Origin of the sequence: Pseudomonas sp. IT-P260 (assembly GCF_949768395.1) — a bacterium.
Lineage (GTDB): Bacteria > Pseudomonadota > Gammaproteobacteria > Pseudomonadales > Pseudomonadaceae > Aquipseudomonas > Aquipseudomonas parakoreensis.
The window spans coordinates 149333-168910 of record NZ_CATKPO010000001.1 but is presented as its reverse complement, the minus strand read 5'-3'; the positions used below and the strand labels follow the sequence as shown (position 1 = coordinate 168910).

The following is a 19578-nucleotide window of genomic DNA, read 5'->3' as shown; positions in this document are numbered from 1 at the left end:
ACTCAGAGCAAATGATTGCGTTTGGCGAATTCGCGCAAGTGCACCGTCGAGGTGATCCCGAGTTTTTTCATCAAACGGGTTTTGTAGGTGCTGACGGTTTTATGGCTCAGGTGCATGTCTTCGGCGATCAGTTTGTTGGCTTTGCCCTGGGCCAATTGCTCAAGGATATTCAGCTCACGATTGGACAGGTCGTCGATCATCTGTTTTTCGCTGCGGTGCAAAGGGGTCGACGTATAGTCCTTGTCAGACGGCGCCGCAAAGTAGGAATAGCCTGACATCAACGCCTGAATTGCCTTGTGCAATTGCAGCAACTGGTTGGTTTTGGCCACGAAGCCCAAGGCACCGGCACGCAAGCAGCGGTCCTGATAATACTGCGGGTCCTGAGAGGTGAAGATCAGCACCTTGCATTTGGGGTCGATGGCCTTCAGCCGTTCCAGCAGCTCCAGGCCACCGATCCCCGGTAACTTGAGGTCGAGTATCACCAGCTTGGGCTTGTGCTCACGATTCAGCGCCAGGGCCTCGCTGGCGCTCGCGGCCTCGTGAATCTCCTTGAATCGCTCGGTTTGGAGTACGAGTCTCACGGCTGCGCGCACCACCGGATGATCGTCGACGATCAGCGCTGACTTCATGACGGCTCCCCGTGCAACCACATGACAAAGGCGCCACGACGTCGGATGTGGCGGACGCCGTTGCTGTGCAAAGACTGTTACACGGGAACCCTGCGGGATCTACCTGTCAGATCTGACAGTTGCAGCGAACGCCAAACCGTGCTCAAGCCCGGCGCTGCAGGGCCGATGCCGGGTTCCAGGCATTCGATGCGCTTTGCGGCGGGCCCTCAACCCGATCCATCAGGTGCTTGATCGCTGCCAGGTCGGGCAGTGCGACATGGCTGATCTGCATGTTCTCCTGAGCAAATCCTGCCGGGGTCTGCACCGGGGCCGAAGGTTCGTTGTAGATCAGAACATGACGGACATGCGGGTTGTTCAGGAAAAAGGCCGACAGATCCAGCGACCCGGCCGCCAGTTCGGCATTGATGACTACGGCATCGAAGGGATCGCAGCCGTATTCCACCAGCGTCAGCAACTCCAGCAGACTCTGCACCGGAGCGACGCGGAAGTATTCGAGATGGTTGAACAGCCGCTCGATTTTCATTCGGTGAAAATGCTGCGGATCGGCAATCAGGATGCGCAGGGTTTTATTGATCATGCTCGATGTCCCGAAGCTCGGAGATGGCGCGCCAAGACTACGCATCTCGTCGGAACAGCTCTGTAGGACCTTTCCTAAAAATCCGCTCATTCGTCTGTTCCTTTGCCGTGGTTGCGCCGTTGCAGCCAATTCAACAGATCGGCCCCGGCCATCGGCCGTGCGTACCAGTAGCCCTGCCCTTGCGTGCAGCCCAGCGCCAGCAGTTCACGACGTTGCGCGGCGGTTTCGATGCCTTCGATGACCACGTTCATGCCCAAGGCTTCGCCCAACGCCAGGGTGCTGCTGATGGCCGCGCGACAACGGGGTTCATGCGCAAGGTTGCGAATGAAATCGGCGTCGAGCTTGATCTCGTTGAAGGGCAACTGACACAGGCGTTGCAACGAAGAGAATCCGGCGCCGAAGTCATCGATCGACAAGCGACAGCCCATCATCCGCAACCGCACCAGTGTCTCCAGGCTGGTGGCGGGTGCCTCGAGCAGGCCGCTTTCGGTCAGCTCGAAGGTCAGGCTCGAGCCGCTGCTTGTATGTTCGGCCAACAGGCTTTTCAAGGTCGACGTCAGTTGCGCATTGGCCAGTTGCACAGTTTGCAGGTTGAACGCCATGTTCAGGACAAAGCCTTGCGCCCGGGCGCTGCGCTGCACGTGCAAGGCCTGGTCGATCTGCGCCAACAGCATCTCGTCGAGCAAACCGCAACGCTCGAGCACCGGCAAGAACAGCGCTGGCGAAATCAGCCCGCGTGTCGGGTGCTGCCAGCGGCACAGCACTTCGACGCCTCGAACCTCGCCGTTCTGCAGGTCGAACTTGGGTTGATACCAGGCCTGTAATTGGCCCTTGGCCAGCGCATGGCGGACCGCCGTTTCACTGGCCAGCGTCATCGCGCGCAGCGGCTGCGGCGGGCTGATCTGCCGGTTGACGAATGTGTCGAGTAATTCGGCCAGTCCCTCAACGTGCAGCGGTTTGCCGACATCACCGAGCAGATTCAGCCCAAGCAACGCGACCATCTGATGCACCGCCCGCCGCAGGTCCGCCGACAGCGCACTGCAGATGATCACCGACCTGACCTGCCCCGAGGCGCCGACCCGTTGCAGAAACGCCAGCCCGTCCATGCCCTCCATCTGCAAGTCGCACAGGGCGATGTCCACCGCGCCGACTTCATCGAGCAACGCCAGCGCCTGCGCACCATCGCTGGCCTCCAGCACCTGCTGACAACCCAGCCTTTGCAGGAGGTTCACCGCCACGGAGCGCTGAAAAGCGTGGTCTTCCAGCACCAGGATACGAAGCGGCAGGTTGGGCATGAGGGTCGGCTCGCTGTGGGTGACGCACGGATGAGAATGGAGCTCGCGAGGGAGCGTCTGCAATTGCTTAACCATCAAGATGTTCCAGCACGGAGCCTGGGCCCTGGCGATTCCGGGTCGCAGAGCGTGTAGGACTTAGAGTTTGACGGCGTAAGAAAATGTGCTGAGCACGCTAACCAGAAGTCATCAGAAACGCTGTAGGAAACGTCCTGAAAACAGCTGGAAAGCTCCTGAAAGCCGACGACGTGCCGCACAGGCATTGGCCGATGCGGCGATGTTCATGACAGAGGCGGCGATTGTAATCGCCGAGAGCCACGCCCAATGGCAGCCCGATATTGTTGCCTTATTCGGTGGTGCTCGGACTCCAGAACGCCTGCACCACCAGCGCCGACGTCGAGATCCGCGCCACCAGTGCATCGAGTTCATCACCATCGACCGAGGTGGTCGCCAGCGTCGCTTCGATCTCGATTTCGTCGGCACCGAAGGCGTGTACATCGACATCGCTCGCCGGGTAATTGCTGCGTTCCAGCTCGGCTTCGAGCAGGGCGAACACGGCTTTCTGCTGCGAGCGCCGGGCGATCACGTAAACGATGTTGGTGACTTCCGCCGAGACCACGTCCAGTGGCTGGCGGTTGATGTTGTTGACGATCGGCCGCAGCAACGTGTTGGCGGCGAGGATGAACAGCGTGCCGAGCAGCGCTTCGGCCAACAGGTCGGCACCGGCGCAGGCGCCAACGGCAGCTGACGTCCACAGGGTCGCGGCGGTGTTGAGGCCGCGCACGTTGCCTTCTTCGCGCATGATCACGCCGGCGCCGAGAAAGCCGATGCCGGAAACCACGTACGCGACCACCCGCACCGCGCCTTCAGCGCCGCCGAGACGGTTGGCCATGTCGACAAAAATCGCCGCGCCGACCGCCACCAGCACGTTGGTGCGCAGACCGGCGGTGCGTTGCCGGTACTGGCGCTCGAACCCGATCAGGCCACCGAGGATGAACGCCGCGCTGAGGCTGACGAGGGTGTCGAGCAGCGAGGTGAGGTTGAGGTTGTTGATGGCTTGCATGATGAAGCTCCTTGAATAGCCCACAGTCCCTTCGTTGGGCTTGCTGCCAATTCACTTGAACTACCCGATCCCTGTAGGCGCTGCCGCAGGCTGCGATCTGTTGATCTTGTCTTTTAAAAACAAAATCAACAGATCGCAGCCTGCGGCAGCTCCTACAGGGTGGCAGGTGAAGATTGCAGCCTGCTGTTATTGCCAGCCGAACCGGCGGATGTAGAAACCTTTCACCGCCTGGGTCAGTGCCATGTACGCCAGCAGGATCATCGGCAGGAACACGAAATACATCGACGGCAGTGCCTGCAGTTTGAAGTAGTTGGCCAGCGGCCCCATCGGCAGGAAGATCCCGACCGCCATGATGATCCCGGTCATCACCAGCAGCGGCATGGCTGCACGGCTTTGCAGAAACGGAATCTTCGGCGTGCGGATCATGTGCACGATCAACGTCTGGGTCAGCAAGCCCACCACGAACCAGCCGGACTGGAACAGCGTCTGGTGATCCGGGGTGTTGGCATCGAACACGTACCACATCAAGGCGAACGTGGTGATGTCAAAGATCGAACTGATCGGCCCGAAGAACAGCATGAAGCGACCGACATCCGCCGGCTGCCAGCGCTGTGGCTTTTTCAGCATCTCGTCATCGACGTTGTCGAACGGAATGGCGATCTGCGAAATGTCGTAGAGCAGGTTCTGTACCAGCAGGTGCATCGGCAACATCGGCAGGAACGGAATGAACGCACTGGCGACCAGCACCGAGAACACGTTGCCGAAGTTCGAGCTGGCGGTCATCTTGATGTACTTGAGCATGTTGGCGAAGGTCCGACGCCCTTCGAGCACGCCCTCCTCCAGCACCATCAGGCTCTTTTCCAGGAGGATGATGTCGGCGGCTTCCTTGGCGATGTCCACCGCACTGTCCACCGAAATACCGATGTCGGCGGTACGCAGCGCCGGTGCATCGTTGATGCCATCGCCCATGAAACCGACCACATGGCCGTTGCCTTTGAGGATGCGCACGATGCGCTCCTTGTGCGACGGCGTGAGCTTGGCGAAGACGTTGGTTTTCTCTACCGCCACGGCCAGTTCGGCATCGCTCATGCGCTCGATGTCGTTGCCCATCAGCAAACCCTGTTGCGCAAGGCCGACTTCGCGGCAAATCTTCGCGGTCACCAGTTCGTTGTCGCCGGTCAGCACTTTGACCGCGACGCCGTGCTCGGCCAGCGCCTTGAGCGCCGGCGCAGTGCTTTCCTTGGGTGGATCAAGGAACGCCACGTAACCGATCAGCGTCAGTTCCTGTTCATCCGCCAGGCTGTAGGTATCGCGACCTTCCGGCATCGAACGGGCAGCCACCGCCACCACGCGCAAGCCTTCAGCGTTGAATGCTGCGGTGACCTGACGAATCCGGGTCAGCAATTCATCGCTCAAGGCTTCTTCGACTTCGCCGTGCTGCACACGGGTGCACACCGCCAACACTTCTTCCACTGCGCCTTTGCAGATCAGCAGATGCGGTTCACCACGCCCTTCGACCACCACCGACATGCGCCGACGATTGAAGTCGAACGGGATCTCATCAACCTTGCGAAATGCCGTGCCAACCTTCAGTTCGCGATGGATTTCCACGTGTTCCAGCACCGCCACGTCGAGCAGGTTTTTCAGCCCGGTCTGGTAGTAGCTGTTGAGGTAGGCCTTTTCCAGCACATCGTCGGAGTCTTCACCCCAGACATCGACATTGCGCGCGAGGAAGATCTTGTCCTGGGTCAGGGTGCCAGTCTTGTCGGTGCACAGCACGTCCATGGCGCCGAAGTTCTGGATCGCATCCAGCCGCTTGACGATGACCTTTTTGCGCGACAGGAACACCGCACCTTTGGCCAGGGTCGAGGTGACGATCATCGGCAGCATTTCCGGGGTCAGGCCCACGGCAATCGACAGCGCGAACAGCAGCGCTTCGGTCCAGTCGCCCTTGGTGAAACCGTTGATGAACAGCACCAGCGGCGCCATGACGAACATGAAGCGGATCAGCAGCCAGCTGACTTTGTTCACGCCCAGCTGGAACGAGGTCACCGCGCGGTCAGTTGCGCCCACACGCTGTGCCAACGCGCCGAAATAGGTGCTGTTGCCCGTGGTGAGAATCACCGCCACCGCCGTGCCGGACACCACGTTGGTGCCCATGAACAGAATGTTCTCCAGCTCCAGCGGATTGCGCGTGTCGCGGTCGGCCTGACGGGCAAACTTTTCCACCGGCATCGATTCGCCGGTCATCGCCGCCTGGCTGACGAACAGATCCTTGGCGCTGAGCACCCGGCAGTCAGCGGGAATCATGTCGCCGGCCGACAGCACGATCAGGTCGCCCGGGACCAGTTGCTTGATCGGCAGCTCGATGCGTGGCTCGTCGCGGCGCATCACCGTGGCGGTGTTGCTGACCATCGCCTTGAGCGCGTCGGCGGCCTGGTTGGATTTGCTTTCCTGCCAGAAGCGCAGCAGCGTCGACAGCACCACCATGGAGAAAATCACCGTGGCGGCTTTCAGGTCTTCGGTCAACCACGAAATCACCGCCAACAGGGTCAGCAGCAGGTTGAACGGGTTTTTGTAGCAGTGCCACAGGTGGGTCCACCATGGCAGCGGCTGCTCGTGCTCGACTTCGTTGAGGCCGTACTGCGCACGCAGGGCGTCGACTTCAAAATCGGTCAGGCCGTCGGTGTGAGTGCCCAGCGAAGACAGCAGTTCACCACTGTCGCGATGGGCTGCATCGACCAGGGTGTTGGCCAGAGTGGGCGGGACTTCACGGCTGACCGTGGTGTCGTTGATCGATTCCAGCAGCGCCAGACGACGGAAGTGCCGGGCGATGTGGCGTGTGCGCAGGAAGCCTGCGAAAAATTCCTTGAGCGTAAGTTTCATGGCTGTTGCCCCTATGGTCAGCCGGGAAACCGTCGAGCAGGTACGACCATGCCTCGTTCACCGGAAAATCCGGCACGGCAAGGCTTGGCGCGCCGGTCAGAAAAGACAGGCGTGTCGATAGGTTTGCGATCACGACCACACGGTCGAAATCACATACTTTCAGTGTCGATGAGAAGGACGTCGGGACATGGCCTCAACTGACCATGATCGGGATGCCGCTGCTCGCTTTACGGCGAGACAACGGCAGAGAAAGGCTGCGCGTTATCTTGCCGAGAATCTGCCGGTTACCGAGACCGGCCGACAACTGTCACTCGAACAAGTACCCACTGTGGGTCTCCGCTATTGATGAAAACGCGCGAAGCTTACGCCTCGAGGATTGGAGAGTAAACCCGCAAAAGGAAGTGTGTCGGGGAATGTGGCGGGTGTTCAGGAAGGGTTCAGGATTCAGATTTCAGGGTGTTTTTGACGGCCCCTTCGCGAGCAGGCTCGCTCCCACATTTTGTTCTGCGTACACAGAACCATTGTGGGAGCGAGCTTGCTCGCGAAAGCGGTGTGTCAGGCGCTACAGAATCAGCTGGCAGTCGCCAACAACAGATCCGCCATCGAACGATGCCCACGGTTCTTGCCATGCTCATACAACGACCCGGCAATCTCGTCGGCACGCACCGGCAACACCGACAGCAACGTATCACTCAGGCCATGGCTGGCCTGGCAGAAGCCCTGCATATACAGGCCGGCCTTGCAGCGTTCGTCGGTGATCAGTTTGTAGTTGCGATCGACCTCGAAATCACCGAGGTATTCTTCCAGCGGTGCCAGCAGTTTGCGGTGCATCTGCCGCTCGTAACCGGTGGCCAGGACCACGGCGTCATAGATACGCACGGTGACTTCGCCGGTGGCGTTGTTGCGCACCGCCAGTTCGATGCCGCGTTCGGTGGCGGTGGCGCTCTCGACGGTGGTCAGGGTACGGAACGCATGACGGGCAATGCCCGAGACTTTCTGCCGATAGAAGATGCCGTAGATGCGCTCGATCAGGTCGATGTCGACCACCGAGTAGTTGGTGTTGTGGTACTCGTTGACCAGCCGCTCGCGCTCGGCGCTGTTTTGCTGGAACACCAGATCGGTGAACTCCGGCGAGAACACTTCGTTGACGAACGGGCTGTCGTCCGCAGGCTTGAGCGCCGAGCCGCGCAGGATCATGTCGACCTGCACCGACGGGAACGAATCGTTCAGATCGATAAAGGCTTCCGCCGCGCTCTGCCCGCCGCCGATGATCGCGATGCTCATCGGTTGATTGTTGACGCAAGGCTGCTTGGCCATCTGCGACAGATACTGCGAGTGGTGGAACACGCGGCTGTCGCCCTTCAGTGCCTTGAACGCTTCAGGAATTCGCGGCGTGCCACCGGCACTGACCACCACCGAACGCGCAGTGCGCACGAACTGCTGGCCTTCGCTGTCGCGGGAGATCACGCGCAGCGCTTCAACCTGATGGTTGTGCAGCACCGGTTCGATGGTCAGCACTTCTTCGCCATAGCGGCTCTGCTCGGTGAACTGCCCGGCGACCCAGCGCAGGTAGTCGTTGTACTCCATGCGGCACGGGTAAAAGGTACCGAGGTTGATGAAGTCGACCAGACGGCCGTGGGCCTTCAGGTAATTGACGAACGAGTACGGGCTGGTCGGGTTGCGCAGGGTCACCAGATCCTTGAGGAAGGAAATCTGCAATTCGCTTTGGGTCGAAAGAGTGTTGCCGTGCCAGCTGTAGTCGGCCTGCTTGTCGAGGAACAGCACATCCAGCTCGCCGTGGGTCGGGCCGCGCTCTTGCAGAGCGATGGCCAGCGCCAGGTTCGAAGGGCCGAAACCGACGCCGATCAGGTCGTGAACGATGGGCGATGCAATTGCCTGAGTCATTTCCAGTGTCCTCTGGATGAACCCCTCAACAAGGGGAAAGGAGAGCCTAAGTGACCCGACTGGCCTTGAGCAGGACAGCAGGTCGTCTGTTGAGTAGGAACGAGGACAGTGAAATAAAATTTAGCGATGGCGGCTCAATGGGCATCCCATTGCTTGATGCGCAGGCGGCAATGCTTCATCGCGTTGACGATGTGTTTTTCCACCAGTGCCTTGGAAATCCCCAGATGTTCAGCGATCTGCGGGTGCGACAGGCCTTCGATCTTGCGCAGCAGAAAACTGTCGCGACACAGCGGCGACAATTCCGCCAGTGCGCGCTGGAGCATCTCCAGACGCTGGCCGTGATCGAGGGTGCCGTGGGGCGACGGGGTGAAATAGCGCTCTTCGTTGTCGAGCACTTCCAGCGGTTCGACCTGACGCAAGGCGTTGCGCCGATGATCGTCGATCACCAGATTCAGCGCCGTGCGATAAAGAAACGCCCGCGGCTGCTCGATGGGCGTGTCGCTGGAGCGTTCCAGTACGCGCACATAAGCGTCATGCACCACATCTTCGGCGACCTGACGGTTGCCGAGCTTGGCGTTCAGGAAACACACCAGCTCGCGATAGTAGTTTTCCAACATGACTCCCGGCCGCTTCGATGCGGATTCGATCCTTGAGCACACTGATCGACGGCCCCGCAAACACGGGTAGCAAGATAGTGGCAACTTGAGGTGCGTAATTTATAGTAATTCTCATATAGATTTAAAGTGGCGTTTGTCGTTGCCCGCCAAATAGTGCCGTTCTATACCTGTAACATCCTGTGTCTTCGCTTAAATTCCCCTGCGCATTCCTCGTTTACAGGACAGCTCCCCGTGTCTGTCGCGTCCTGCGACAGCGTTCTGCGGCTGCGCGCTGTGGCGTACAGCCGGACGACGGGCCGAATTCCACTGGCCGGAACCCTGCATGAAACGTCCCCGCCCCGCCCGACGCGCCCTGCTCGCAGCCCTCTGTCTGATACCCGTTGTTGCCTACGCCGCGTGGCAAATCATGCCGCCAGGCCGCGAGCGCTTCGCCACCGTGCAAGTCAGCCGCGGCGACATTGAAAGCAGCGTCACTGCGCTGGGCACCCTGCAACCGCGCCGATATGTCGATGTCGGTGCGCAGGCCTCCGGGCAGATCCAGAAAATCCACGTCGAAGTCGGTGACGTGGTCAAGGAGGGTCAACTGCTGGTGGAAATCGATCCGTCCACGCAGAAGGCCAAACTCGACGCCGGGCGCTTCTCGATCGAAAACCTCAAGGCGCAATTGCAGGAGCAACTCGCCCAGCATGAGCTGGCGCGGCAGAAGTATCAGCGGCAGCAGCATCTCGCGGCCGGCGGCGCCACCCGTGAAGAAGACGTGCAGACCGCCCGCGCCGAACTGAAAGCCACTCAGGCCCGCGTCGACATGTTCCAGGCACAGATCCGCCAGGCCGAAGCCAGCCTGCGAAGCGATCAGGCCGAGCTCGGCTACACCCGAATCTACGCGCCGATGGCCGGCACCGTGGTCGCCCTCGACGCCCGCGAGGGCCAGACCCTCAACGCACAACAGCAGACACCGCTGATCCTGCGCATCGCCAAACTGTCACCGATGACCGTGTGGGCCGAGGTTTCCGAGGCTGACATCGGCCACGTCAAACCGGGCATGACCGCCTACTTCACCACCCTCAGCGGCGGCCAGCGGCGCTGGAGCAGCACCGTGCGGCAGATTCTGCCGGTGCCGCCCAAGCCGCTGGATCAGACCAGCCAGGGCGGCGGCAGCCCGGCCAGCACCAGCAAAAGCGGCAGCGCCCGCGTTGTGCTGTACACGGTTTTGCTCGACGTCGATAACGCCGACAACGCCTTGATGGCCGAGATGACCACCCAGGTGTTTTTCGTCGCCAATCAGGCCAAAGGCGTGCTCACCGCGCCGGTCGCCGCGTTGCAGGGCAGCACCAGCGCCAACCTGCAGACCGCGCAGGTGGTGGCGGCCAACGGCGACATCCAGCAACGCGAGGTGCGCACCGGCATCAGCGACCGGCTCAAGGTGCAGATTGTCGACGGCCTCAACGAAGGCGATCACTTGTTGATCGGCCCGGTCGACGGCAACGGAGGCTGAATGCAAACGCCTCTGATCGACCTGCAGGACATTCGCAAATCCTACGGCGGCGGTGACGTGCCTGAAGTTCACGTGTTGCGCGGCATCGACCTGTCGATTCACGCCGGTGAATTCGTGGCGATTGTCGGCGCTTCCGGCTCCGGCAAATCGACCCTGATGAATATCCTCGGCTGCCTCGACCGCCCGACCTCCGGCGAGTACCGCTTCGCCGGGGAAAACGTCGCCGGCCTCGACAGTGACGAGCTGGCCTGGCTGCGCCGCGAAGCCTTTGGATTTGTGTTCCAGGGCTATCACCTGATCCCGTCCGGCTCGGCTCAGGAAAACGTCGAGATGCCGGCGATCTATGCCGGCACCCCGGCTGCCGAGCGTCACGCCCGCGCCGCCGCCCTGCTCGACCGCCTCGGCCTGGCCTCGCGCACCGGCAATCGCCCGCATCAGTTGTCCGGCGGCCAACAGCAACGGGTGTCGATTGCCCGGGCACTGATGAACGGTGGCCACATCATTCTCGCCGACGAACCCACCGGCGCCCTCGACAGTCACAGCGGCAAAGAGGTGATGGCGCTGCTCGATGAACTGGCAAGTCAGGGCCACGTGGTAATCCTCATCACCCACGACCGCGAAGTCGCGGCCCGGGCCAAACGCATCATCGAAATCCGCGACGGCCTGATCATCAGCGACAGCGCCCGCGACAATCCCCACGCCCAGACCAGCGCCAACCCCGGCGCCCTGCAAGCGGTGGATCTGCGCCAGCGTCTGGCCGACGGCGCCGAAGCCACCGGTGCCTGGAAAAGCGAACTGATCGATGCCCTGCACGCCGCGTGGCGAGTGATGTGGATCAACCGCTTTCGCACCGCGCTGACCCTGCTCGGGATCATCATCGGCGTGGCGTCGGTGGTGGTGATGCTGGCGGTCGGCGAAGGCAGCAAACGCCAGGTGATGGCGCAGATGGGCGCCTTCGGTTCGAACATCATTTACCTGAGCGGCTCGGCGCCCAACCCGCGCACGCCGCCGGGGATCATCACCCTCGACGATGTGCACGCCCTGGCCAGCCTGCCGCAAGTGCAGCGGATCATGCCGGTCAACGGTGCCGAGGCCGGCGTGCGGTACGGCAATGCCGACCACCTGAGTTACGTCGGCGGCAACGACACCCACTTCCCGGCGATCTTCAACTGGCCGGTGGTGCAAGGCAGTTACTTCACCGAGGCCGATGAGCAGAATGCTGCAGCCGTCGCGGTGATCGGCCACAAGGTCCGCAGCAAACTGCTCAAGGATGTGCCGAACCCGATCGGCCAATTCATCCTGATCGAGAATGTGCCGTTCCAGGTGGTCGGCGTGCTTGCGGAAAAAGGCGCCAGTTCCGGCGACTCCGACAGCGACAATCGCATCGCCATCCCCTATTCGGCGGCCAGCGTCCGGCTGTTCGGCACACGCAACCCGGAATACGTGGCCATCGCCGCCGCCGACGCGCGCAAGGTCAAGGACACCGAGCAGGCCATCGAGCAACTGATGCTGCGCCTGCACAACGGCAAGAAGGACTTCGAACTGACCAACAACGCCGCGATGATTCAGGCCGAGGCGCGCACCCAGACCACCCTGTCGCTGATGCTCGGCTCGATTGCCGCGATCTCGCTGCTGGTCGGCGGGATCGGGGTGATGAACATCATGCTCATGACCGTGCGTGAGCGGACTCGCGAGATCGGCATTCGCATGGCCACCGGCGCCCGCCAGCGCGACATCCTCCGGCAGTTCCTCACCGAAGCGGTGATGCTCTCGGTGGTCGGCGGCCTTGCCGGGATCGCCCTGGCGCTGCTCGTCGGCGGCGTGCTGATCCTCAGCGAAGTGGCCGTGGCTTTTTCGTTGATGGCGGTGCTCGGTGCCTTCGGTTGCGCCCTGGTCACCGGTGTTGTCTTCGGCTTCATGCCTGCCCGCAAAGCTGCCCGGCTCGACCCGGTCACGGCCCTTACCAGTGAATGATCGATCTATGAAACCGCGTCTCAGCCTGTTGACCGTCTGCCTGATTCTCAGTGCCTGCGGCAGTCCCGTTCAGCGTCCCGACAGCGGCGTGCAGCCGCCCGCCGCCTGGCAATCGGCGCCGGCGGCCAGCCTCGCGCGCAACAACCCGCAATGGTGGACGCAATTTGGCAGCCCGGAACTGGATCGCCTGATCGAACAGGCGCGCGTCGGCAGTTTCGACCTCGCGGCCGCCGTTGCTCGCGTGCGTCAGGCGCAGGCGGGCACCGTCATCGCTGGCGGCTCACAGTTGCCGGAGGTCAAGGCCGGACTGAATGCCAATCGGCAGAAACTGCTGCGCGGCAATGGCTACAGCCAACTCGATGCCAACAGCAGCAACAAGGCGGTGGACTATTTCGATACCAACCTGAGCGCCACCTACGAAATCGATTTCTGGGGTGGCAAACGCGCGTCGCGCGACAGTGCGCAGTTCGCCCTGCGCGCCAGCGAATTCGACCGGGCGACGGTCGAGCTGACAGTGCTCAGCGGCGTTGCCAGCACGTATGCGCAAACCTTGTCGCTGCGCGAGCAGAGCCGCATCGCCGAACTCAATCTGGCCAACGCACAAAGCGTGCTGAAACTGGTGCAGACGCGGTTTGATTCAGGCTCCGCCACCGCGCTGGAGCTGGCCCAGCAGAAGAGCCTGGTCGCCGCCCAGCAATGGCAACTGCCGCGCGTGCAACAGCAAGCCCAGGACGCGCTGATCAGCCTCGCCGCCCTGCTTGGCCGACCGGTGCAGCAACTGTCGGCGACAGAGTCCTTCGATCACCTGCAATGGCCAGATATCACCGCCGGCGTGCCCAGCGAGTTGCTCACGCATCGTCCAGACATCGCACGCGCCGAAGCCCAACTGGCCGCCGCCGAAGCTGACGTCAAAGTCGCTCGCGCGGCCATGTTGCCGGCACTGACCCTGACCGCCCAACTCGGCTCAGGCGCCAATCAGTTCGACGATTTGATTCGCAGCCCTTTCTACAACCTGACCGCCGGACTGGTCGCGCCGATTTTCAATAACGGTCGTCTCGGTGCTGAACGCGACAAGGCTGCAGCGCGCCAGCAAGAGCTGCTGGAAACCTACCGTGGGGCGATCATCAACGGGTTTGCCGATGTGGAAAAAGCGCTCAATGGCATTCGTCGCCTGGATGAGCAGCGGTTGTGGCAGAACGAAGAACTGAATCAGGCGCAGACCGCTTTCAACATCGCCCAAAGCCGCTACCAGGCCGGCGCAGAAGACTTGCTGACCGTGTTGGAAACCCAGCGCACGCTGTACGCGGCCCAGGATCAGCATGCACAACTACGGCTGTCACGAGTGCAGGCGAGCATTGCGCTGTACAAGGCACTTGGCGGCGGGTGGCAGACGCTGTAATTGCAGCGACTGACAGATCGCTTTCGCGAGCAGGCTCGCTCCCACATTTGAACGCGTTCCATCAGTAAGAATGCGTTCCCATGTAGAAGTCAGCCCGTGGGCTGACACCTGAACCTGTGGGAGCGAGCCTGCTCGCGAATGATCGATGACGCAGCCCTCAAGTCGGGCTGGTTTTAGCCTTCAGATTGCGCGCATACCATGGCCGTTGCGGCACGCGGCGGAACAGGCCGGCGAGTTTTTCCTCGTCGCTGATGAAGGTGATGCGCAGCGCCAGTTTCATGGTTTCCGGATCCATCTCCACCGACTTGCCCATCTGCAAACCCGGCGTGGTGCTGCAGCCATGGGTGATCGGCCCGAGCCATGGGTCGTCGACTTCCACCCAACGCCCCGGGGCAAACCATGGCACGCCATTGACCTGCAGCCGCGTGACTTCGCCCGGATGGAACCGCTCGTGGGCGCGGAACCAGTCCTCGATGCGATCGTCGATCCAGCCATGGAAATGCCAGAACGTCGGGTTGACGTGGGAAGAAAACGGATCGCCGAGGAAATCGTTTTCGGCGTTGTACCAGCGGGCTGCGAAGTCCGCCGGATCGCGGGCGAATGGCACCGGCTGACCGTTGGACGGATCGCGTGGCACGGAGGCCCAGCGCATGTGCAGCCAGTCATGCAGGCCCAACTCGACTTCGGAGCCGAACTGGCCGAGGGTGAGCCGGGCCAGATACGCCGGATCGCGATACTGCGACTCCCAGACCTGAAAGTTGCTTTCGTAAGTCTCGGCAGTCTTGATGTCGCTGACCCACTGACTGAATTCGTCATCGCCCGCCGCCGTCCAGGTCGGCGGCAAGGCCGTGCCGTCGTGGTTGTCGAAATAGCGGGCGAATCCTACGCGGTCGCGGATCAGCTCCGGCTGCGGCAGCGGGAAGAATTCCCACGACGGCAGATCCTGCATCGAACGCGCCGTCCCGAGCATGTGCCGGTGCATGAAGAAAAAGTCCACACCCGAGCCATTGCGATCCTTGCGCGGGCCACGGGCATCGCGCTCCTTGTCGCGCGGGCCGGGCTGCCAGCCAATGCCGCGCAAGGCTTCGCGTTTGTCCTCGGGCAGCTTGTGCCACTTGTCCCGGGTCGCATGCCACAACTGGTGAAACAGGCGGTGCTCGGGCGAGATCAGCCACGCCAGCAATGTCGGGTTGAGCGGCGTGCGCTCGCGCGCTTCGGGAAATAGCCGTTTGACGGCGACGAAGCGGTTGTCCTGCGCCGGCAAGGCCAGCGACCGGTCCAGGCGCAAGGCCTTGCCGCTGAGGGTGCCACTGCCGGCATTGCCGAAGTCGGCCCAGACCTCATCGAGAATCATCTCCAGCTCATAGCTGATCTGGCCATCGGCGCCAATCAGGCGCCAGCTCAGTTTCGCCGCATCGGCTTTCGCGAGGTCGCCCAGAATTCGATAACGCGGGGTTTCAGCTGAACGCAGGCGCTCGGGCGTGTCGAGAAAGCCGCACACGCCACGGCCCTTCTGGCCGATGTCGAGAAACACCTGCAGGCCCTTGGGCGGCAAGCCTTCGAGGCCGGCATCGGCACCTTCGAAACGGATATCCCACACCCCGCGCAACGCATTTGCCAGGCGCTGCCCGGCCCTGTCCGCGACATCGAAAGACGCTTCGCCCGGGGTGATCGTCGGGTCCGGCTTCGTCCATTCACGATGCCCAAAATACGCCGCAGGCACGGCAGCGCCGGTCAGCGCCAGGCCCGCCATGAACCATCGTCGAGAAATCTTCATTGCCCTACCTGTGTCAGCCATGAAGCAGGCTTTATCCAAGCTAGAACGTTTGTTGCCCCGGCAAATTTAACGCGCCCGGCGCTGATGACCCGTGGCGAGGGGATTCATCCCCGATGAGTTGCGAAGCAACTCCCATCCGACCTTGGCGGCGACACCAGAAGGGACAGCGCTCGCAGGCTTTGCGAGCGCCGCACTCGATCGGGGATAAATCCCCTCGCCACAGCACCAGGCTTAAATTTTGCCGCCATCCACTCGTTCTTCCCAGATAGCGAAGGCCCCCGCGCCTGCACCTCGATGGCGAACCTGACTGAGATGGCAATGACAAAACCACGTTCGAAAAAGGCTCTATTCATCGGCCTGCCGTTGGCCCTGGCGATCAGCGCCGGCGCAGGCTTTGCCGTGTGGCATCACTGGTTCAAGGACGACCTCGGCTACCCGGCCAAAGTCATGAAGCAGGCCGATGAGCTGCACGAACGCATGCTCTCTTTCGACAGCCATGTCAGCCTGACGCAAAATTTCGGCACCGACGGCCACGAAGCCGACAAGGACGGCGACGGCCAGTTCGACCTCGCCAAGGCCAACCGCGGGCGCCTGTCCGGCGCCGCGCTGACCATCTTCGGCTGGCCGGAAATGTGGAACGGCCCGAACGCCCCGCACAAGCCAACACCCGGCTTCGTCGACGAGGCGCGCAACCAGCAGGAAATCCGCTTCAAGATCATCTCCGGGATGGTTCGCGACTACCCCAATCAGGTCGCCATTGCCTATACCCCCGACGATTTCCGGCGCTTGCACGGCGAAGGCAAATTCGCGATTTTCATCAGCATGCTCAACGCCTATCCGCTGGGTCACGACCTCAACCTGCTGGACCTGTGGACCGCGCGCGGCATGCGCATGTTCGGTTTCAGCTACATCGGCAACAACGACTGGGCGGATTCGTCGCGGCCGCTGCCATTTCTCAATGATTCGCCGGACGCCCTCGACGGTCTCTCGGATCTGGGCAAGCAAGCGGTCAAGCGCCTCAACGATCTGGGCGTGATCATCGACGTCTCGCAAATGTCGACGAAGGCCCTCGAACAAGTTGCGCAACTGAGCCGCACGCCGTTGGTAGCCTCGCATTCGGCGCCACGCGCGATGGTCGACATCCCGCGCAACCTCAGCGACAAGGAAATGCAGCTGATCAAAAACAGCGGCGGCGTGGTGCAGATCGTTGCGTTTTCGCAGTACCTGCGTCCGCTCACCCAGCAAACCCAGGACAAGCTCAACGCGATGCGCAAGGACTTCGACCTGCCGCCGCTGCCGAACCTGGCGATGGCGTTGATGCCCGGCGACCCGATCATTGCCGCGTGGTCCGAGCAGAAGTTCGGCCAGTACGCCAGCCGCCTGTACGCGATCCTCGAAGAGGAACCGAAAGCCAGCCTCAAGGATTTGGGCGATGCCATCGATTACGCGGTGCGCAAAATCGGCATCGACCATGTCGGCATTAGCTCCGACTTCAACGAAGGAGGCGGCGTCAAAGGCTTCGAGAACGTCGGCGAGATCCGTAACGTCACCGCCGAGCTGATCTCGCGCGGTTATTCCGAAGCGGACATCGCCAAGCTCTGGGGCGGCAACTTCCTGCGGGTCTGGGATCAGGTCGAGAAAGCCGCGAAACCGGCACTGGCCGCTGCGCCGGGAACTGCCCAGCCATGAGCAATCGTCGTGAGTTCTTGAAGCAGGCCGGGATTCTCGCGGCGGCGCTGCCACTGGGCGCGAGCCTGCCGAACGTCGCCGGTGCTGCGAACGCGGCGCCCGCGACCGGCAACAAGTGGACGCGGTTGCAGCAGCTGTTCGATCAGGATCCAGCGTATCTGCACTTCTCCAACTTCCTGATCACCTCGCACCCGAAACCGGTGCGCGAGGCGATTGAACGACACCGCGCCGCCCTCGACAACAATCCCGGCCTGGCCATGGATTGGGACCACGGCGTGATCGAACAGCGCGAAGAGAACGTGCGGGTCTGGGCCGGTCGCTATCTGCAAGCCGACGCCAAACAGATCGCCCTGACCGGCAGCACCACCGAAGGTCTGGCGACGATCTACGGCGGCGTGCACGTGCGCCCCGATCAGGAAATCCTCACCACCGAACACGAGCACTATGCGACCCACACCATCCTCGCCCTGCGTAGCGAACGCGACGGCACCCGGGTGCGCAAGATTCGGCTGTTCAAGGATCCGTACAACGCGAGCAAAGCAGAAATCCTTGCTGCCATCGACGGCGCCATTCGCCCCGAAACCCGGGTGCTGGGCATGTGCTGGGTGCATTCGGGCAGCGGCATGAAACTGCCCATCGGTGAAATCGGCGCCATCGTCGACCGGCACAACCGTGGTCGCAGCGACGCCGACCGCATCGTTTACGTGGTCGATGGAGTGCATGGCTTCGGCGTGGACAACCTGAACTTTGCGCAAATGAACTGCGACTTCTTCATCGCCGGCACCCACAAGTGGATGTTCGGCCCGCGCGGCACCGGCATCGTCTGCAGCCGCTTCGCCGAAGTCAGGTACGTGACCCCGATCATTCCGACGTTCTCCGAAGCCACGGCGTTTTCCACCACCATGACGCCTGGCGGCTATCACTCGTTCGAACACCGCTGGGCGCTGGACGAAGCGTTCAAATTGCATCTTGAGCTGGGCAAGGCCGAGGTCGAGGCGCGCATTCACGCGCTCAACAGCTACCTGAAACAACGCCTGCAGCAACGTCCGCAGATCGAACTGGTCACGCCGTTGAGCCCTGAGCTGTCCGCCGGTTTCACCTTCTTCCGGGTCAAGGGCAAGGACAGCGACAAGATCGCCGCGCACCTGATGGCCAACCGTGTGGTGGCCGATGCCGTGCACCGCGACGTCGGCCCGGTGATCCGCACCGCACCGGGGCTGCTCAACGACGAAGAGCAAATCAACCGCTTGCTGGCCGTGCTCGACCAGGCCCTGTGAACCCGGACGCTCCCTTTTTCCATTTAGCGAGACTCGCAATGAACAGTGAACTGCGTCGATTTTCCTTGAAGGCGCTGCCGGCGCTGATGCTCACCGCCCTCGCCGCCGGCCTGCTGCCGGGCGCCGCGCAGGCCGCCACCCCGCCTGCGCCGGGCAAGGTGTTCAAGGACTGCAAGGACTGCCCGGAAATGGTCGTGCTGCCCACCGGCACGTTTACCATGGGCACGCCGGAGGATGAGGTCGGCCGCGAGCCGGATGAAGGGCCGATGCACCCGGTGACGTTTGCCAAACCGCTGGCGATCAGCCGTTTCCAGATTCTGCGCGGCGAGTGGGACGCCTACCTCAAGGACAGCGGCTACAAGATGCCCGACGGCGACACGCGCCCCGGTCGCGCGTGCAAGGCCGGGATCCCGGATTATCAGGGCAGCGACCCGCGCAAGCAGTACACCGACAAGCACCCGGCGGTGTGCATGGATTTCCCGGAGGTCGAAGCGTACGTGGCCTGGCTGTCGAAGAAGACCGGCCAGCCCTATCGACTGGTCAGCGAGTCGCTGCGTGAATACGCCGCCCGCGCCGGCAGCACGGGACCCTTCCCCTTCCCGTTCGACGAAGGCAAGGAATACAGCATCGCCAAACACGCCAACACCTACGGCGCCGCTGATGGCTACAACTTCACCGCGCCGGCCGGCAGCTTCCCGGCCAACGCCTTCGGCGTCTACGACATGCACGGCAATATTTATGAGTGGACCGCCGATTGCTACAACGAGAACTACGTCGGCGCGCCTAGCGATGGCAGCGCCTGGTTGAGCGGCAAGTGCGAAGTGCGGCGCATCCGTGGCAACGACTGGGGCGAGGCCCCGGTGTTCTCGCGTTCGGGCAACCGCAACGCCACCTACACCGACACCCGTGGCGACTGGATCGGCTTCCGGGTCGCCCGTGATCTGTAAGGCCATCGCCCGGCTAAATTAGCCGTCCTGCCAGTCGTTCTAAAAGTGGGC

The 19578-nt window shown here is 62.1% G+C and carries 14 protein-coding genes; 6 read left to right on the top strand and 8 right to left on the bottom strand.

The genetic code is table 11. The features are described from left to right. Positions 1 to 2: 2 nt before the first annotated feature. From ACM6HV_RS00570 to ACM6HV_RS00540, 7 genes are all read right to left on the bottom strand, one after another. The gene (locus tag ACM6HV_RS00570) at positions 3 to 629 is read right to left on the bottom strand and encodes a response regulator (RefSeq protein ID WP_414902911.1); all 627 of its coding nucleotides are present in this window, start codon (positions 627 to 629) and stop codon (positions 3 to 5) included. A 142-nt stretch (positions 630 to 771) separates the two neighbouring features. Continuing rightward, on the bottom strand, positions 772 to 1206 hold the full coding sequence (locus tag ACM6HV_RS00565) for a chemotaxis protein CheY (RefSeq protein ID WP_414902909.1): 435 nt from the start codon (positions 1204 to 1206) through the stop codon (positions 772 to 774). 86 nt (positions 1207 to 1292) lie between these two features. Further along, complete coding sequence (locus ACM6HV_RS00560; protein WP_414902907.1) at positions 1293 to 2501, bottom strand: EAL domain-containing protein; 1209 nt, start codon at positions 2499 to 2501, stop codon at positions 1293 to 1295. 343 nt (positions 2502 to 2844) lie between these two features. Next, the gene (locus ACM6HV_RS00555) at positions 2845 to 3561 is read right to left on the bottom strand and encodes an MgtC/SapB family protein (RefSeq protein WP_095138705.1); all 717 of its coding nucleotides are present in this window, start codon (positions 3559 to 3561) and stop codon (positions 2845 to 2847) included. A gap of 186 nt (positions 3562 to 3747) precedes the next feature. Then, positions 3748 to 6447, bottom strand: coding sequence for a magnesium-translocating P-type ATPase (gene mgtA / locus ACM6HV_RS00550; protein ID WP_414902905.1), 2700 nt, complete (start codon positions 6445 to 6447; stop codon positions 3748 to 3750). A 570-nt stretch (positions 6448 to 7017) separates the two neighbouring features. Continuing rightward, positions 7018 to 8352 (bottom strand): lysine N(6)-hydroxylase/L-ornithine N(5)-oxygenase family protein, encoded by a 1335-nt coding sequence (locus tag ACM6HV_RS00545; RefSeq protein ID WP_414902903.1) that lies wholly within the window; start codon positions 8350 to 8352, stop codon positions 7018 to 7020. Positions 8353 to 8486: 134 nt separating this feature from the next. Beyond that, entirely contained in the window at positions 8487 to 8969 is a 483-nt protein-coding gene (locus ACM6HV_RS00540) for a sigma-70 family RNA polymerase sigma factor (RefSeq protein ID WP_095138702.1), read from the bottom strand. Between the two features lie 322 nt (positions 8970 to 9291). Between ACM6HV_RS00540 and ACM6HV_RS00535 the strand changes: the two genes are divergently transcribed. From ACM6HV_RS00535 to ACM6HV_RS00525, 3 genes are read left to right on the top strand one after another with little or no spacing between them, the layout of a single operon-like run. Further along, positions 9292 to 10464, top strand: a complete 1173-nt coding sequence (locus ACM6HV_RS00535; protein WP_414902900.1) for an efflux RND transporter periplasmic adaptor subunit — start codon at positions 9292 to 9294, stop codon at positions 10462 to 10464. Continuing rightward, the gene (locus tag ACM6HV_RS00530; RefSeq protein ID WP_414902898.1) at positions 10465 to 12438 is read left to right on the top strand and encodes a MacB family efflux pump subunit; all 1974 of its coding nucleotides are present in this window, start codon (positions 10465 to 10467) and stop codon (positions 12436 to 12438) included. Between the two features lie 7 nt (positions 12439 to 12445). Next, complete coding sequence (locus tag ACM6HV_RS00525) at positions 12446 to 13837, top strand: efflux transporter outer membrane subunit (protein ID WP_414902896.1); 1392 nt, start codon at positions 12446 to 12448, stop codon at positions 13835 to 13837. Between the two features lie 157 nt (positions 13838 to 13994). Here ACM6HV_RS00525 and ACM6HV_RS00520 read toward each other — a convergent pair whose 3' ends face one another. Next, on the bottom strand, positions 13995 to 15614 hold the full coding sequence (locus tag ACM6HV_RS00520) for a PvdJ/PvdD/PvdP-like protein (protein WP_414902894.1): 1620 nt from the start codon (positions 15612 to 15614) through the stop codon (positions 13995 to 13997). Between the two features lie 318 nt (positions 15615 to 15932). Between ACM6HV_RS00520 and pvdM the strand changes: the two genes are divergently transcribed. From pvdM to ACM6HV_RS00505, 3 genes are read left to right on the top strand one after another with little or no spacing between them, the layout of a single operon-like run. Next, entirely contained in the window at positions 15933 to 17303 is a 1371-nt protein-coding gene (gene pvdM, locus ACM6HV_RS00515; protein WP_414902892.1) for a pyoverdine-tailoring dipeptidase-like protein PvdM, read from the top strand. Beyond that, the gene (locus tag ACM6HV_RS00510; protein ID WP_414902890.1) at positions 17300 to 18580 is read left to right on the top strand and encodes an aminotransferase class V-fold PLP-dependent enzyme; all 1281 of its coding nucleotides are present in this window, start codon (positions 17300 to 17302) and stop codon (positions 18578 to 18580) included. Before pvdM ends, ACM6HV_RS00510 begins: the two co-directional genes overlap by 4 nt. Before the next feature lie 38 nt (positions 18581 to 18618). Beyond that, positions 18619 to 19527: a formylglycine-generating enzyme family protein gene (locus tag ACM6HV_RS00505; protein WP_414902888.1), complete on the top strand. Its 909-nt coding sequence runs from the start codon at positions 18619 to 18621 to the stop codon at positions 19525 to 19527. Positions 19528 to 19578 lie beyond the last annotated feature (51 nt).